The 15,967-nt window shown below is 35.2% G+C and carries 16 protein-coding genes; 1 reads left to right on the forward strand and 15 read right to left on the reverse strand.

Going from position 1 to position 15,967, the window contains the following annotated elements; genetic code table 11:
• Positions 1-4: 4 nt before the first annotated feature.
• The 13 genes from F8153_RS14410 to F8153_RS14475 form a co-directional block, all read right to left on the reverse strand.
• Positions 5-742 carry an ABC transporter ATP-binding protein gene (locus F8153_RS14410; RefSeq protein WP_151867063.1) on the reverse strand — a complete coding sequence of 246 codons (738 nt, stop codon included), beginning with the start codon at positions 740-742 and terminating at the stop codon, positions 5-7.
• A 75-nt stretch (positions 743-817) separates the two neighbouring features.
• On the reverse strand, positions 818-1,240 hold the full coding sequence (locus tag F8153_RS14415) for a hypothetical protein (RefSeq protein ID WP_151867064.1): 423 nt from the start codon (positions 1,238-1,240) through the stop codon (positions 818-820).
• Complete coding sequence (locus tag F8153_RS14420; protein ID WP_330577804.1) at positions 1,230-1,448, reverse strand: helix-turn-helix transcriptional regulator; 219 nt, start codon at positions 1,446-1,448, stop codon at positions 1,230-1,232. Before F8153_RS14420 ends, F8153_RS14415 begins: the two co-directional genes overlap by 11 nt.
• A 402-nt stretch (positions 1,449-1,850) precedes the next feature.
• Positions 1,851-3,548, reverse strand: coding sequence for a methyl-accepting chemotaxis protein (locus F8153_RS14425; RefSeq protein WP_151867066.1), 1,698 nt, complete (start codon positions 3,546-3,548; stop codon positions 1,851-1,853).
• Between the two features lie 27 nt (positions 3,549-3,575).
• The gene (locus F8153_RS14430) at positions 3,576-4,028 is read right to left on the reverse strand and encodes a chemotaxis protein CheW (protein WP_151867067.1); all 453 of its coding nucleotides are present in this window, start codon (positions 4,026-4,028) and stop codon (positions 3,576-3,578) included.
• A complete protein-coding gene (locus F8153_RS14435) occupies positions 3,991-4,335 on the reverse strand; it encodes a hypothetical protein (protein WP_151867068.1) in 345 nt (114 codons plus the stop codon). The genes F8153_RS14430 and F8153_RS14435 overlap by 38 nt, the downstream gene beginning before the upstream one ends.
• Before the next feature lie 174 nt (positions 4,336-4,509).
• Positions 4,510-5,703 carry a response regulator gene (locus F8153_RS14440; RefSeq protein ID WP_151867069.1) on the reverse strand — a complete coding sequence of 398 codons (1,194 nt, stop codon included), beginning with the start codon at positions 5,701-5,703 and terminating at the stop codon, positions 4,510-4,512.
• Between the two features lie 34 nt (positions 5,704-5,737).
• On the reverse strand, positions 5,738-7,108 hold the full coding sequence (locus F8153_RS14445; protein WP_151867070.1) for a PAS domain-containing sensor histidine kinase: 1,371 nt from the start codon (positions 7,106-7,108) through the stop codon (positions 5,738-5,740).
• 22 nt (positions 7,109-7,130) lie between these two features.
• Positions 7,131-7,979: a response regulator transcription factor gene (locus F8153_RS16470; RefSeq protein ID WP_243136994.1), complete on the reverse strand. Its 849-nt coding sequence runs from the start codon at positions 7,977-7,979 to the stop codon at positions 7,131-7,133.
• Positions 7,980-8,141: 162 nt separating this feature from the next.
• A complete protein-coding gene (locus F8153_RS14460; RefSeq protein ID WP_243136995.1) occupies positions 8,142-9,554 on the reverse strand; it encodes a hypothetical protein in 1,413 nt (470 codons plus the stop codon).
• Positions 9,555-9,928: 374 nt separating this feature from the next.
• Positions 9,929-10,237 carry a hypothetical protein gene (locus F8153_RS14465; protein WP_151867071.1) on the reverse strand — a complete coding sequence of 103 codons (309 nt, stop codon included), beginning with the start codon at positions 10,235-10,237 and terminating at the stop codon, positions 9,929-9,931.
• Between the two features lie 228 nt (positions 10,238-10,465).
• The gene (locus F8153_RS14470) at positions 10,466-11,713 is read right to left on the reverse strand and encodes an MFS transporter (RefSeq protein WP_192929837.1); all 1,248 of its coding nucleotides are present in this window, start codon (positions 11,711-11,713) and stop codon (positions 10,466-10,468) included.
• Between the two features lie 35 nt (positions 11,714-11,748).
• A complete protein-coding gene (locus F8153_RS14475; protein WP_151867073.1) occupies positions 11,749-12,996 on the reverse strand; it encodes a glycosyltransferase in 1,248 nt (415 codons plus the stop codon).
• Positions 12,997-13,130: 134 nt separating this feature from the next.
• Between F8153_RS14475 and F8153_RS14480 the strand changes: the two genes are divergently transcribed.
• Complete coding sequence (locus tag F8153_RS14480) at positions 13,131-13,760, forward strand: TetR/AcrR family transcriptional regulator (RefSeq protein ID WP_192929838.1); 630 nt, start codon at positions 13,131-13,133, stop codon at positions 13,758-13,760.
• Positions 13,761-13,811: 51 nt separating this feature from the next.
• Here F8153_RS14480 and F8153_RS16475 read toward each other — a convergent pair whose 3' ends face one another.
• Together F8153_RS16475 and F8153_RS16480 are read right to left on the reverse strand one after the other, a co-directional pair.
• Positions 13,812-14,633, reverse strand: a complete 822-nt coding sequence (locus F8153_RS16475; RefSeq protein WP_330577803.1) for a DUF4829 domain-containing protein — start codon at positions 14,631-14,633, stop codon at positions 13,812-13,814.
• Between the two features lie 11 nt (positions 14,634-14,644).
• Positions 14,645-15,967, reverse strand: a 1,323-nt coding sequence (locus F8153_RS16480; RefSeq protein ID WP_243136997.1) for a M56 family metallopeptidase, incomplete at its 5' end; no start/stop codon positions are given.

Genomic DNA, 15,967 nt, shown 5'->3' on the forward strand with positions numbered 1-15,967 from the left:
TACTTTAACCCTCCTTCCTACTGTCAGTTATATTCAAGAAAATATCCTCAAGTGTCGACCCAAAGGCTTTATATTTTTCTTTCAGCTCCTCAAATGAACCTTCTGCTAACAATTCACCCTGATCTATTATACCAATTCTATCACATAGTTTTTCAGCAATTTCTAGTACATGAGTTGTGAATAAAACTGCCGAACCTTCATCAGCATACTTTCTAAACAAATCTTTGGCAGCTCTTGCACTTGAAGCATCTAGACCATTTGTAGGTTCATCAAGAAAAATAACTGAAGGATTGTGTAGAAGCGCAGCACAAAGAGTAATCTTCCTTCGCATACCCTGGGAATATGTTCCCATTAGCTTATCAGCATCATTCGTCATTTGTAGTTCATCTAGTAAAGAATTAATCTTTCTTACTGTATCATTACTTTTTCTTTTCATGTAAACATCTGAAACCACATTTAGAAATTCTCTACCCGTGAGCTTATCATATAAATATGGATTTTCTGGGACATAGCCAAAATTTTTCTTGGCTTCTAGTGGCTGACTTACAATATCATAACCACATATTTTAATAACTCCTGAAGTGGGCTTTAGAAGTCCAGTACATGCTTTTATTGTTGTCGTCTTACCTGCTCCGTTGTGCCCTAAAAAACCATATATCTCTCCCGGGTTTATTTTAAAACTAATATTTTTAACCGCTTCCTTTTTTCCATAGTTTTTTACAAGATTATTCACCTCTAACATAAACACAGCTCCTTCCATTAATTTCTATTTTTTATCAGGATTACTTTATGAACTTTCTTTCTTATTGATGGTACTCTACATATTTCTTTTTTCCCACAATTGTAGAATGAGCTTATATAGAAAAAATAGAAATAATGTGCCAAAAGAACTCACAGTAAAGCCCCCCAATATACCTCTAATATCCATCCCTATTCTTAAAAAAACAATAATTGCTGATAGAATACCTGTCAGTAATGGAACTAAGTAAACAAAGTACCTCTGATCTTTTTTGCTCATTGGAACAGGGTACGTCATGGGAATACCTTTTATCGCTAATGCAAAAAATTGAGCTAATGATGCAATAAACCAAACTAAAAAGAAGTCGAGGGTATCCATAAGAGTTTGATTCAAGATAAACCACCGATACAATAGCACTGCAAATATTCCAAACCAAAAAATCGTATAGCCAATGCTTTTGGCTATTTTAACATCTGCACTTACTCTCTCATCATTTTTCATTTTCATCCTCCTCTAACCAAAATAATTGATCAAGAGACTTATTTAGAACTTTGCATAACTTAAGCCCTAAGGCTATGGTAGGATTATATTTCTCCTTCTCCAAAAGCCCTATAGTTTGCCTCGTTACCCCTACTTTTTCAGCAAGCTCTTCTTGGGTGAGTTGTTTATCCATACGGCTTAATTTAATATTATTCCTTACAATACTAATCCCTCCAGTTTAAAAAAAAATGCAAAATATATATTCCATTATAATGTAATATATATTTTGCATTTTGTCAAGCAATTCTTATGTATTTATTTCCTCAATTGTTTATACCTTCCTCTTAGCTACTGGTTGACCTAGCAGACCCAGTATTGGCCTGTCAGCAGAAATTTCGTGCACATACTGGACAGGGACCTCCCTATGTTTTGGGAGCGGTCTCTATCTTCTTTACAGCAAAAATGTAAAACCATACCTATTAACCATTCATTCAGACAATTCCAGATTTCCGTCTAGACTCTTATTTTATAAGAATAAACTCCTTACATCTGCAACTATTCTAAGTCTATAAGTTTTCCATTGGCTCAATTTATGCCTCCACCTCTGAAGTGGGTTGATTAAAGTTTATTTTTAAAGCTTAAACTTTTGCACCATTGTACTAAGATCCTCAGCTAATCCAGATAGTGTACCTGCACTAAGAGAAAGATTTTCCATAGATTTATTTTGCTCTTCTGTGGAAGCTGCTGTCTCTTCTATGGCTGCTGAGTTTTCTTGTGATATAGAAGCAATCTGATCAATGCCAACATTGATTTCTTTACTACCATCGGCTATTTCATTTAGATTGTTTGATACTTTTTCTATTTTTCCAATCATGTCACTGATTTCTTTGCTTATATTTTCAAAGGTTTTTCCAGAAATTTTAATTTGGTTGGTACCTTCTTCAACTTCAGTATAGGCATTTCCCAAAGATAATGTTACTGCACTTGATTGGTGTTGAACATTACTGATAATATCCGATATTTCAACGGCTGATACTCCCACCTGCTCTGCCAGCTTTCTTATCTCATCAGCTACCACTGCAAATCCCCGACCGGCTTCCCCAGCCCTTGCTGCTTCTATTGCCGCATTAAGAGCAAGGAGATTGGTTTGGTCTGATATATTATTGATCACTTCTAGCAATTTAGAGATCTTTTGAGAGTCTTCATTTAATCTTTTAAGCTTGTCTACAGATTCATTAACCATGCTATTGGTAGTTACCATATGGTTTACCGATTTATTCATTTCAACTAACCCGCTTTGGGCTGATGCTAAAACTAGTCTTGAGGATTCACTTAGTCTTTTTCCCTCTTGGTTTGCCCCTTCAATTAATCTATTTAAGTTATCAATTGAAGCTGCAATTTGACTGGAGGAGCTGGCTTGCTCTTCTGCACCAGCTGCCATTTCCTGCATGGTGGCGGCTACTTGTTCATTACTTTGTCGTGCCCTTAAGCTTACATCATTTAAATCTCTACTTTGGGTATTTATTTTTCTAGAGGCTTCTGTGGTATTCATTAAAATGCTTTTTAAGCTTTCTGTCATTTTATTTGTTGACTCTGCAAGAATCCCTACTTCATCTTTATTCTTCACCTTTACCTGATCCACTGTTAAATCTCCCTCAGCAATTTTTTGGAGAATATCAGAGACTAAATTAATTGGTTTAGTGATACTCCTGGTTATTGTAAGTGCTATGGTCATACCCAGCAAGATAGCTATTGCTATAGCAGCCCATATTTTAATAGTACTCTCTTTAAATAATATATCGGCATTTTTACTAGCATTATCGCTTGTTGCTATATTGTGCTCTACCAGCTGATCCAAACTTTTTTCAACTGCTCTGGTATATTGCCCTCCATCTATTAGAGCGTCTGAGGCTTCGTCTTTCTTGTTATTTTTGCTTAGTACAAAAACCCTTTGGATCATGTTTCTATATTCTTTAAAATCTTCTACAACGGTGTCATAAAGCATCTGTTCCTCTTCTCCATGGAAAGCGTAGCTCGCTAAAAGCAAATCGATTTCTTCTTTGTTCAAATTATACTCATCTTCCTTTTTTCTCATCCTGGCATCATCATTAGTAGTGATGTGTTCTAGCACTACTCCAAAATTCTTTGCCATAATATGTTGCATCTCCATTGCCGCCTCTATAGATGGAATTTCTCCTTCTGTTATGGTATCTAGCGAATCATTAAAGCTGTTCAAATCCGTTAGACCTGTTACCCCCACAGCTATGGTTAAGATCAAAAGTATAAAAAATCCAAAATATAATTTCTTGCCTATGGTTAGTTTCATCATTAAATCCCTCCAGTTTAATTAATTCTCTTAAGCAGACTGAGTCTGTGTATTATCTTTGGACATTGATAAAATTCCTTTAAGGTCTAAAAGTATGATCATCCTTTCCTTTAAAGTTGCAATTCCTGAAACATATTGCTTCTCCATGCCTTCAACCACATGCGGTGGCGGCATTACATCTTCCTCATTAATTCTTAATACTTGAGATGCATCGTCTACAATTAAACCCAGTTGTTTTCCTTTAAAATAAATGATGATAATGCGGCAACTTTTACCTAGCTCTTTGTTTTGTTTATTAAATTTCTTACGAAGAACAATCAATGGGGTGATGACACCTCGTACATTGATGATACCTTCTACAAAATTAGGGGCATCTGGTAGTCTAGTGGGGTTTTGGTACTCGCCTATTTCTTTTACATACTCAATTCCAATTCCATATTCTTCTTCATTGATTTTGCATATCACATATTGCCTTTCTGTCATTGGTACTTCCTCCTTCCTTCATAGCTTTATTTTTAATTAAAAGCTTAAGCTTTCTTTCCTTATTCATTGACTCTGAAAAAAAAGCCTGTATTTCTTCAATATTGAATTCTGTGGTAATTTCTAATTTAAATCCTTCCTGTCTAATCACTTCTGCACTTTGACTGTATTCCAAAATGTCCTTAGGAAAAATCTCAATTACATCAGCAATCTTTTTTAGATGATGGATAACTTCAAAGGCTTTTATGTTTTCCATCCCTATACATTCTTCTAAGTAGACTGTTACGGTATATGTCCTTTGTTTGTCCATTTATTATCACTCCCATAATTGTACAATTCTTTGTCTCTATAAGGATTTTAATACCACACTATTATGAATAAAATATACTGCATTTTAGTAGTCTTTTGTTGTATTTTGTCGTAAAATGCAAAAAAAAAATCTGAATGGTTGTTTTAAAACTATGAATAGAATTTAAGCGATCATTTATCTATAAGTATCAAATTTAATCTCTTTTATTAATTGGTCACAGCTCTCCATAGTAATATTAAAAAGCTTTAATACCTTTTCATCTATTTCTTTTTGATGGCATTTGCAAATAATACTCCAAGAGTAAATATCTGCAATATGTACCAGGGAAACCAATTCTTTATTTATTACCAGTTCATCAAATGGATTGTGATGAAACAAGGCAGATTCTACTATGGGATGGGGAAGCTCCCACCAGTTTAATAAAAATCCGCCTATCTCCTGGTGAGAAGGCTCTAAAAATTCCATTTCCTCAAAATAATAAAATGCATCTTGATTATTCTTAATACCTGATGTTACTTTCAAATACTCATCAGTAAAGTTATTGAGTAAAATGACCTTTCCGATATCATGAAGCAAACCTGCCACTGCACAAGTATCGGGTATTTTTTTATGTAGCAGTCGACTGTAGAGAAAAGATAAAATTTTATTGGTTATGGCCGAATGCGTCCAAATCATCTTAATATCTCTATGAAACTGCATATTTTTTATACCCTCTAAGGCTTTAAAAGTGCTGGTGCTTAAAATGATGTTTTGTACATTTGTAAGTCCCAAGTAAATAATTGCCTGCTTGATGGAGCCTGTTTGTATTCCATAAAAGGAAGAGTTTACTATCTCAAGTATTTTTGCAGCTATTGAAGGATCCCTTTCTATTACCTCTGCAATTACCTTCATATCAGCATCCTGCTTAATTAAGCTATTCACCTTATCATATATTTTTTCTGGTGTAGGTAGACAATCTATTTTATTGATGAGCTCAAGAAGCTTTTTATTTTTTAGTAAATCTTCTACTTTGAAAATTTGCTCTATGGTATTTACCAGCTCTTGATTTTTCCAAGGCTTAAGAAGATAAAGCTTTGCCAAGCTACTTCGTTTTATTTTTAATAGGGTACCTTCATCCATGTGTCCACTTAGCACAAGCCTTATGGTGGAAGGAAAACGGTCTTTTGCTTTTTCTAGGAGTTGATACCCGCTTATTCCCGACATAATTACATCAGTTACCAACAAGTCTATCTTTTCACTGTTTAATATAATTAAGGCTTCTTCTCCACCATTTGCAGTAAAAATATTGTATTTGCTATTATTAAATACTCTCCTTAATGACTTCAATATCTGCTCTTCATCATCTACAAATAGTATATTTTTGTTCACTATTTATCACCTAACACTCTCAGACTCCAAGTTATTATTTTTTTACTAACTTACGCTTCATGGGTTCAATCGGTAGCTTAATGGTAAATTTTGTGCCCACACCAGGGGTACTATCAACTATGATCTCACCGCCATTCTTGTTGACAATAATATCATATGCAATACTAAGCCCTAGTCCAGTCCCCTGTCCTGTGGGTTTAGTTGTAAAAAAAGGATCAAAAATTCTATTTTTGTATACATCTTCTATGCCTATCCCATTATCTTCTATTTGGCAGATAATATATTCCTTTGACCATCTACTGCTGACAGTTATCAAACCTAAAGCATCAGATTTTTTTTCTTTTATTGCGTATAAGGCATTTAGAGTCACGTTAAGCAATACCTGGTTAATTTGGTTTCCTAATACTTGGATTACTGGAATATCACTCAAAACTTCTACAACCCGGGCATGATGTTTGATTTCATTTCTAGCCACCAGCAATACATTTTTTATTCCTTCATTTAAGCTATATGCTTCTAGTCGGGTATTTTGATCAACCCTTGAAAAAGTTTTTAGACTCATTACAATTTCGCTAATTCTTTCTAATCCGTCCTCAATATCCTCAAATAGCTCTTCAAGATCCCTACCAATAAAGTCCAGATCTATTTTTTCCTCCAAGTTTTTAATTTGATCAATTTCTGTTTTTAATTTTTCTCTTGGGGCATGATGAAAGCTACTTATACAGCTTCTATAGGCATCAAGGACTTTCTTATAGCTATCAAAATAATTTCTTGAGGTTTCAAAGTTACTGTATATATACCCTAAAGGATTATTAACTTCATGGGCCACCCCCGCAGCCAGCTGTCCAATTGCCGCCAGCTTCTCTTGCTGTAGAAGCTGCTGTTGGGTATGTTTTAATTCGTCCATCGCCTTCGTTAATTCCTTGTTATTTTCCATCAGCTTTTTTTCAATTTTTTTACACTCTGTAATGTCCCTTGCAACAGATAATACAAGGTTTTGTCCCTCTAATATAAAAATGCTTGCATTGACTTCAACGGGTATTGGCATTCCAGATTTGGCAAAGAAAATCATTTCAAAGAATACAGGCTCTTCTTGAAGCAATTGATTTTTTACTTTTTCTGCACTGCTGTTATCCATATGACTTCCTAATTTTTCAGGAGGAAGTGCAAGAAATTCTTCCCGTGTATAGCCAAGCTTACTACAAGTAGTATCGTTTACTTCAATGACTGAACCAGGAAGACCTTCATCCCCCATGATAGAGAAAAAGATAAAATCATTTGTGTTTTGAAATAGCTTAGAAAATGTCTTCAATTGGTTTTTATCCAGTAGTTTTTCTAAATTTAATGGCCATTTTAGGTGAGACTTTGACGTTTTCATCTCCTCATTAGATCTATGGCTTTGCATACATACTCACCCCTATTCACAATCAAAACCTTAGTAATTTTTTTAACCTCTTCATAGCACCTCTGCTGACTGGTATACTTTCTTTTCCTTCCTTTAACTTAAGGTTATAAGCAGAGTTAAACCATGGCACTATTTTTTCTACCCTCTCGATATTTACAATATAACCTCTGTGGCATCGAAAGAAATGATCTTTATCCAAATTATTTTCCCATGAGTTTAATGAATCAGTACTTTTGTATTTTCCCATTTCTGTTATAACAAAAACATCTCCCTCCATTGCCATCAAATAAATGATCTCCGAAGGATCAATCAGTATAATGTTTTCATCGTCTCGAACCGGATATTTTCTAATAGCTTTGGCTTTTGATGCCTCTTTTTTAGCAGACATGGGGGACTCCAGGATTTGTTCAAAGGATTTTAATCGGTTAGACACCTCAACGATATGATCTCTGCTGTCATTTATAATTTCATATAGTGAAGCTTTTTTTTCCTGTTCTCGTTTGCTTGCTAGGGCTTTTTCAACTACCTCAATGACCTCTTGATTTTTCCATGGTTTAGAAAAGTAGTAATAAATACTGCCTTCATTTATTGCAGAAATGGCAATGTTAGTGTCTGTATAGCCGGTTATTAAAATTCTAATGGTATCAGGAGTATTTTTCTTGGCAATTTTAAATACATCAATTCCTGACATATTAGGCATATTATGATCACAAATAATAATGTCTATTATATGATGGGCCATTATATCCAATGCCTTCTCCGGTGTTGTTGTGCTTAACACTTCATATTTATTTCTATCAAATATACGCCTTTGGGCATTTATTACTTTCAGTTCATCATCTACAATTAGAATCGTTGCATCCTTTTCCATCTCTAACCCCTTAATAGTATCTCGTACTCAAAATCTCTGCAGCAATCTCCATTTAGTAAGTGCAGCTAGTAAAATATTAATAGCATCCAAAATACTAACTAACTCATATTCTTATCAATTAAAATTTCCAAAGTCTGATCCCACTTTAACTAGTCTTATATATTATTTATTTAACTTTGTCAATTCATCCACAAAGGCTGGTCTTTTTCTATATAAGCAAATTAGCTCATTAATTACATCTTCCTGATTTTTCTTTCCGGCTATCTTTTTAAATCTCTTAAGTATTCCGCATACACCTTGATAGGCCCTTCTATTAGATGAAGAATTTGCTGCTGCTTTAATGTATTTTTTATAAATCTCAATAACCTCGTCCTTAAACTTATTCTCTAGCATCCCAGCATATTCTTCTATGATTCTTGGGTTTTCCCTTACAAACTCCATTAACTCATCTAAATCATTTTCTTCTACTATGAGTTTAAGATACATATTCCTACCATGCCAACCCTTATCCTTTTTCAGCTCTTGCTTTATGTTATTATAAAATACTAACTTATGCCCGGTTACTAATTCTTTCAATTCCCTATAATATTCAAAATTTCCATCAAATAAAAGCTCTTTTCCTAATTTCTCCTGCTCTTCTTTTTGGCAAAGTTCCTTATAGGCTTCATATCTTATTTTTTTCCATTTTGATACTAATCCTGCAGATTGTTTATCTTTCTTTTCCCCCGCAAGAGCTAATTCTATAACTTTATGGTAGTTCTTATCTTTCATGTATTTATCTATAAGTAGTTCTCTAAAAGATGTAAAGTTGAGATTAGCTTTTATAAATTCTTCAGCTTCTTCTTGAGTTCCATACTCTGCTATCAACTCAAATAATATTTTGAGCATTCTTTCATTGCTGTATCTTTTATACTCATCACCGAGGTTTGTATTCACCGAATATTCTATTTTCATTCTTAGCTTATTCCTTAACTCTTCTACATCAGCAAATTCTGCACATAGTCTGAGGATATCAATTCTATAATCTTCCCATCCATCAAAAACCTTGTTATCGCTTTGTAGCACCAGCTTATTAAATATCTTTTCTCTTAAATCAATATATAGATCAGCACTATCAGTTACAATTTCTCCTATCAGTTCTATGGTTTCTGTTACTAAAAAGCCTATATTTCCATTAGAATCATCTGCATATTGAAAAGCTTCAACCGCCTCCTGCAGCAGTAAAAATGCGATATCTAAAGCTAATAGTATATCATCGGTGTCTCTTACTTTATCTAATAAATCTTCCATCTCACTGACAAAAGCAGAGTTTTGTCTGTATGTAATAAAGCCTTCTCTACCTGTATATTTCCTCACGATAGAATCTATAAGCTTTTTACATTTTTCAAGTTCCTGCCCATCATCAGCATTTGAATATTTAACAATGAGGCTATTCTTTAAAGTTATATCCTTTTTAGCTATGTCTATTATTATTCTGATCAGTTCTTCTTTAGAAAGATTGTTTAAAACTTCTTTTATCTCTGGCTGCTTTACTACATCTTTTTTCCCACTTGTTCCGCTATCCTTACTATTCAAGATCACAAATAGCTCAAAATAAGCTGCCACTTGATGCTTGCATATAGGGCCAAAATCATAAGGACAATCACACTCAGAATACAATATTTCTCCATTGTCATCTATATTTACTACAACCTCGTAATCTTCACTTCCTTGAACTTGAAAAACATATTCATTATCTCCCTGATTATATGTTTCAACGATATTTCCTTCAATGTAATAGTCATATCCTCTTCTAAAATTGTCTTGTTTATTTGGGACTCAAAATTATTTATATTCATCTATAGCACCTCACTTCTTCTAAAAGGGTAACTCTTCAGTATCATCATCTTTTGGAAAGACATATCATCCACCTTATCTGTGTGCCTTGAACCATCATCTTTATTGTTGCCCTAATCAATACCACTACATTCCCCAATGAAATGACAGTATGTGTAACACACAGGAACCGTCCCCTTGTGTTCTCTGTGTTCCATCTTTATTACTTTTTTCTGGCTGACTTTCAGTAGAATATTTAATAATATTTTAACACGGTACAAACTATAAAGTCCAATATAAAGCATTTCATAATGTTCTATCGCAACCATTTCTTCTGCTTTTATGTTTTTACCCATATTCCATGAAAGATCCCTGTACAGTGCAACTGCTCCTTCTTCCCCTTCAGTAGCCTGATATTTGCATACAGCATATTTAGAGCTCACTGTTTTAGGAGCTTTTTTCTAAGGAGTTTGACTAAAAATAATATTATAATTGGAATCACAGTCAAAAAATGAATATATGGTTTTACCATTTCTATGAGGGTTAACAATGACTCGAAACTTTCGTTTAAGGATTGTCCGATGAACAACAATACCAGAACATAAAGTCCACCAAAGATGGAAGCTATGATTAGTGGTGAGATGAGTAATGCTATTGTAATTATTACAAGTTTAATAGGCTTGTTTTTCATGGGTAGTCTCCTTTTTTTCGTACGGTTTTGCTAATAGGTAGCTGATTAAGCCACAGATAATCATGGTGATCCCTGCAATTTTCATCCAATTATCAATACCGATTATTTCAGATACTGGACCTGCGATAAACATACTTACAGGAGCAGCAAAACTCATAACACTTGTGATGAGAGAAAGTACTTTACCAAGGTGCTTATCGTCGATTGATTTTTGTACGTAGGCCGTGAAGGGGATGCTAAAGCCCATACCCATACAACCAATGATAAAGATTACAATACAAAACACAAAAAATAAGTTACTTGTTAAAAAGCCTATAATAAAGGCACATAGACCAAGGATGGAGGAGCTTAAACCAATCATAAGAAATTGTTTCTTTAAACCACCAGTTATGCCAATAATCATAGCAGATATTAACATACCCACTCCAAATAGTGTTTGAACCAATCCGTTATGCCAAGCGGTTCCGTTAAAAAAGGATTGAACCATTATTGGAAAAAATGTTCCGATAGGAACAAATATAATGGTTGTAATAAGCATTGGCAGTGCGAGGCGTATTAGGACCTTATTTGATCTAAAGGCTTGAAACCCTTCTTTAATATCTTTGAGGATAGGTGGGTGTTCTGACTTTGATTTGCTTGTAGGAACAGATATACCAGCTAAAGTGAGCACAGCCATGAATGCACCAATAACATCTAATAACATGGCAAAAGGTAGGGTGGTAATACTCATAATAAGAGCACCTAACATGGGACCAAGAATGTTGGTGGCAGAGTTAACCATCTGTCCCATACCCCCAGCTTTTGTTAGTTCTGCTTTAGGCACTAAGCTTGGAATGATAGCTTGTAATGCAGGCTTGTGGAACGTTTCACCAATAGCTCTTAAAAACAGAGTAACATACACAATGATAATGGATTCGTAACCGAGTATAAATAGAATAAATAAGGCTAAACTTGAAGTGGCAACAAGAATATCTGCTGTAATCATAATGAGTTTTCGGTTGTAACGGTCAATCCATACTCCAGCAAACAATCCAAGAATCGCCTGTGGTAGTAAGCCAACAACACTTGCAATGGTGATGGCTATCGGTGAACCAGTTGTTATGGTAATCCACCAGATTATAGAGAACTGGACAACACTTGAGCTTAATAGTGAAAAAGTTTGACCAATATATATTTGAAAGAAAGTTTTCTTCCATGATTTATTTGAGCTTTTTACTGTTTTCGTCATTAGGAATCTCCTTGTTAAGTATAAATAGGTAAATATTAGTTTTCTAATAGGTGGACGATAATGTCTGCGCATTCTTTTGCACCGTTTTCTAATTGGATGGCACTACCTACAGATTTGGCTTTTGCAATGAGTGTTGGTTCGTGTGCATCAATAATTGTTTGGCTCAGGTTATCTGAATTTAAGTCATTGATATATATTGGTTTAACACCGATGCCAAGATCATAGGAGCGGTGTGCCCAAGCAAACTGGTCATTGGAGAAAGGTACAATGATGCTTGGAACTCCGGCGCTAAAGCCTGCAGCAGAGGTTCCTGCTCCACCGTGGTGACATACAGCTGATACATGTTTGAATAACCATGTATGTGGAACGCTATCTAAGGCGTAAATATTGTCCGGTAAGTTATCTGGATGTCCGAAGCCTAGAATAACAGCACGCCTACCACTTTTTTTAATACCCTCTATGATAGTCTCTTTTAAGGTCTTATGTTTTTTTATCATGGACATAGATCCAAATCCAATGTAAATCGGTTTTTCTCCTGTATTAAGAAAATCGACTAATGTCTGATCCGGAGTGTAATCATGGGCTTCTTCTACGAACCAATATCCTTTTTGGTGTATATGAGGATTCCAGTCAGATGGTCGGTTGAAAATTTGGTTACTACATGAAATGATGGCTGGATTTTTTGGATTATTATGCAATTCATATGGAGCTCCAAAGTTTTTAGGTAACTGTCCGAATTCTTTTTTCCAGAATGTCTTTACTGAGTTCTTTCCAGCCATCCATAACATACCTTGGATTAGCTTGTAGCTTAATTTTTTCTTAAAGGTGCTTGGTTTTGATTTACCGTACATCACAACAGATAGATATTCATTGGTTCTGTGTATTGGGAATGGCGAAGCAAGGACTGCTGGTATGTTAAGTTGCTGCGCTGCAAAATACCCGATGGTACAACCTGGGTGATAAATGATAAGTTCACTGTCTTTACATGCCTTGTAGTAGCCTGTGTTGGTGTATAGGCCATAGCGTTTCATTTTGTTAAAGGTGAGCAGCATTTTTAGTGGATTATCTGATGAGCCTGCATCTTCAAGTAGTTTGGGGTCAATGTCTAACTCATCCATATTCACGTTTATTGGATAGAAGTTAATGTTGTAGCCTTCAATGAAGCCTTTAAAGTTATCAGGTCCCGCTATTCTGACGTTTTTTCCCTGTTTTATTAGTTGCTGGGCTAGTGCAATATATGGTTGGAAATCTCCTCTTGAACCTGCGCATAAAATAGTAATCATGGTATAGTCTCCTTCGTTATTTTTTGATGTTTGATTAATCCGACAATTTGTTGTATGATAAAAGTATAAATGAGAGTTCCTAGACATTCAATCAACAATGTTCATGAATGTGTTGGATTAATGAAAGGATTATTATGAATAAAAAACAACCGGAAACAACAGAACGTACCAAGCAGATTATTAAAGATGCTTTTTGGGAGCTATACAAAGAGAAAAAGATTGAGAAAATTACGGTAAAAGATATTACGATGAAAGCTGGATTTAACCGGTCAACCTTTTATGTATATTTTATTGATGTATATGATGTGCTGAATCAGATTGAAGAAGATGTAATGCCTGGGATGGAGCATATTCCACCTACAGGCCAAGTGCAGTCACCATCACCAGATTTTATGGGTGATTTAATAACAATATATGAAAAGAACAGTGAGTATTTTTCGGTGCTACTTAGTGAAAAGGGAGATCCTGCGTTTACAGTGAGGATGAAAAATTTATTTAAGGACATGATGAAAGAATCTATGAAGGATTTGCTTAATAAAGGTGATGTGATTGATGAATTGGAGCTTGATTATGCCCTTGAGTTTTTTACTGGTGCCACCATATCGGTAGTTAAGCATTGGTATGACAGTGGAAAGAATATGCCCATGGAGAAATTGATGCCTCTCATGCAACAATTAATGAGTAATCGATTCACAGATAAAGTGATACTTTTGAAGGATAAAAATAAGGTTTCCAGCAATCGGTTCTTGCCACCGAAATTTTGAAAACCTTTGATTATAAATTATCCTTAACACTGTTGCATAGAGCAATAACCTCTAATGTCCAAAGCCCTCTATTTTCCATCCCGTCTGAGGAGTCTCATAAACCATACGGCAATCCCAAAACTGCTCTCCGCTACCGATGGTGAACTCCTTTTTGTATTGAAGATTCACTGTCACTCTAAAGATTTTAGTGTTTTTATCGGGTTCATCAATCAGTTCGGTATTCAATAGTTTTGTGGATTTTAGATTCTCAAGACTTGATCTTGCTCCAATACCACTATCGGTTAACGGTAACCAAATCCCCTCGTTAAATAATTCTTCGTTCTGAATGTTTAATGTTAAATTCCCAAGTAGAGCTTTTTTCGAAATACAGTATCCAGCTAACTTTGCATCTTTATTATCCAGTGCTGTGAAATATTCCTGGATTACCTGTTCCGGCTCTAATTTGGAGAGTCTTTCTTCGATATTATCCGCTCTGACCATACCATTAAGCCATCCGTAAATTGTTTTGCCTGTCACTTTTTCAAAACTATTCCCTCTTAGACTACAAGCGTTAAAAGCACTATGACGACCAGCACTAATGAAGGCGCCAATTACTTTGTCATCTTTCTTTACAACAATTCCTCTGGAATCCTGTATTGGATAAAACACCTGAGGCATACTCTCATGGATTCTATAAATTTTAACGTCAATGTTGGCACTATTGGAATATCCGCTCATATCCAAACCTACATCCTTTGACAACTCATTATTATACGCAAAATAATATGCATTTGGATTAAAACCAGTTAAGACATTGATGTTGTTAAGTTTGTTATTCATAGCGCTAATTTGGTAATCCAGCGTCCATCCATACGTCTGAAACAGAGCCACCACATCGGCGTCATCTATATAAAAAAATGAATCAATATAACGTGCAAAATCTGTCCCTGACTCATAAAGTCCGCCATCTTTACAATATAGGCTTTATTATACAGGGTATCGTAGTAAAGCTTGCAGCTATATCCGCCAATATCATTAGACAATTTTATCGAATACTGATTTGTATGATTGTTCTCTAAGTCATCCTCCTGCACAGGTGTTAGGCTGGTTCTGAGGGTTGAATCGATGTATGCAACTATTTGGGAATGGGTTGTTTCAAACTGGTTTGCTGACTTAAAACCCATCATGTCGGATAAAAACTCAATCCTTACCCTATCATACTCGGTATGATACGCCACATCCGTTGTGCCCGAAGGACTGGATGCGGTTTCAATAATAGAAAGCATTGTTTCATAGTCGTTTTGGCCTATTGTGTAATATCTCCACTGTTCATTCATGCGAACCATCGCAAGAAGGGGTTCTGATTCGTAAAACCGTAGTTCCTGATCCTCATTCCATTCTATTTGTATAGTAGCTGAAAGCTCCAGTGGTGAGTCCATTTTCTTTTCAGTCCATCTAACACCATCCAGAAACTCCGCTATAGCCCGTGCTGAGATATTAAAGCCTTCATCCCTTTCCGGTGCACGGGAAACAAATAGTTCATTCTTTTGGTATGTTATGTTTACAAGATTTTGTATGTTAAGCATCGATAAATCCTGTTCACTATCCGCTGGATTTGATATCAATGTAATGCCAGAAACTATTAGAACAATGATCGAAGCAAACACTACCCAAAACCTTGGTCTTTTATAGTTCAACACGTTTTTAATCCTCCCTCTTACATTCCCCTCTCCAAAAGCAAGGGGACTGCCGCTTATAATATGTTTTCCGGTAGCAAGCGACAATAACGAATTAGCATATGTCTTTTTAATATCTTCATTATTCATCTGTTTCAGAACTCTTTCGTCACAAGATAGTTCCATATCCTTACTCATTAACATAAACGCAATCCATACAAGGGGATTGAACCAGTGTACAGACAATGTTAGAAAAGCTAACACCTTAATAATGTGGTCTTTTCGGTGGATATGGGTCTGTTCATGTAGCAAAATATAGCTTCTTTCAGTAGCGTTAAGCCCAACCGGTAAATATATCTTTGGTTTTATAAACCCAAGAACGAATGGTGTTTTCAAATTCTTAGCTTCGTAGATATTCTGCTCTATTAATTGTGCACTTTTAAGCTGTCTTTTTAACATAAAAATAGATACAAAGCTATAAACAAGCAATGCTATTATGCCTAAAACCCAGATGTATGCCGCTATTTCTATATAAATCTGCAATGGATTTAC

This window comes from Alkaliphilus serpentinus (genome assembly GCF_009017255.1).
GTDB classification, from domain to species: Bacteria; Bacillota; Clostridia; order Peptostreptococcales; family Natronincolaceae; genus Alkaliphilus_D; species Alkaliphilus_D serpentinus.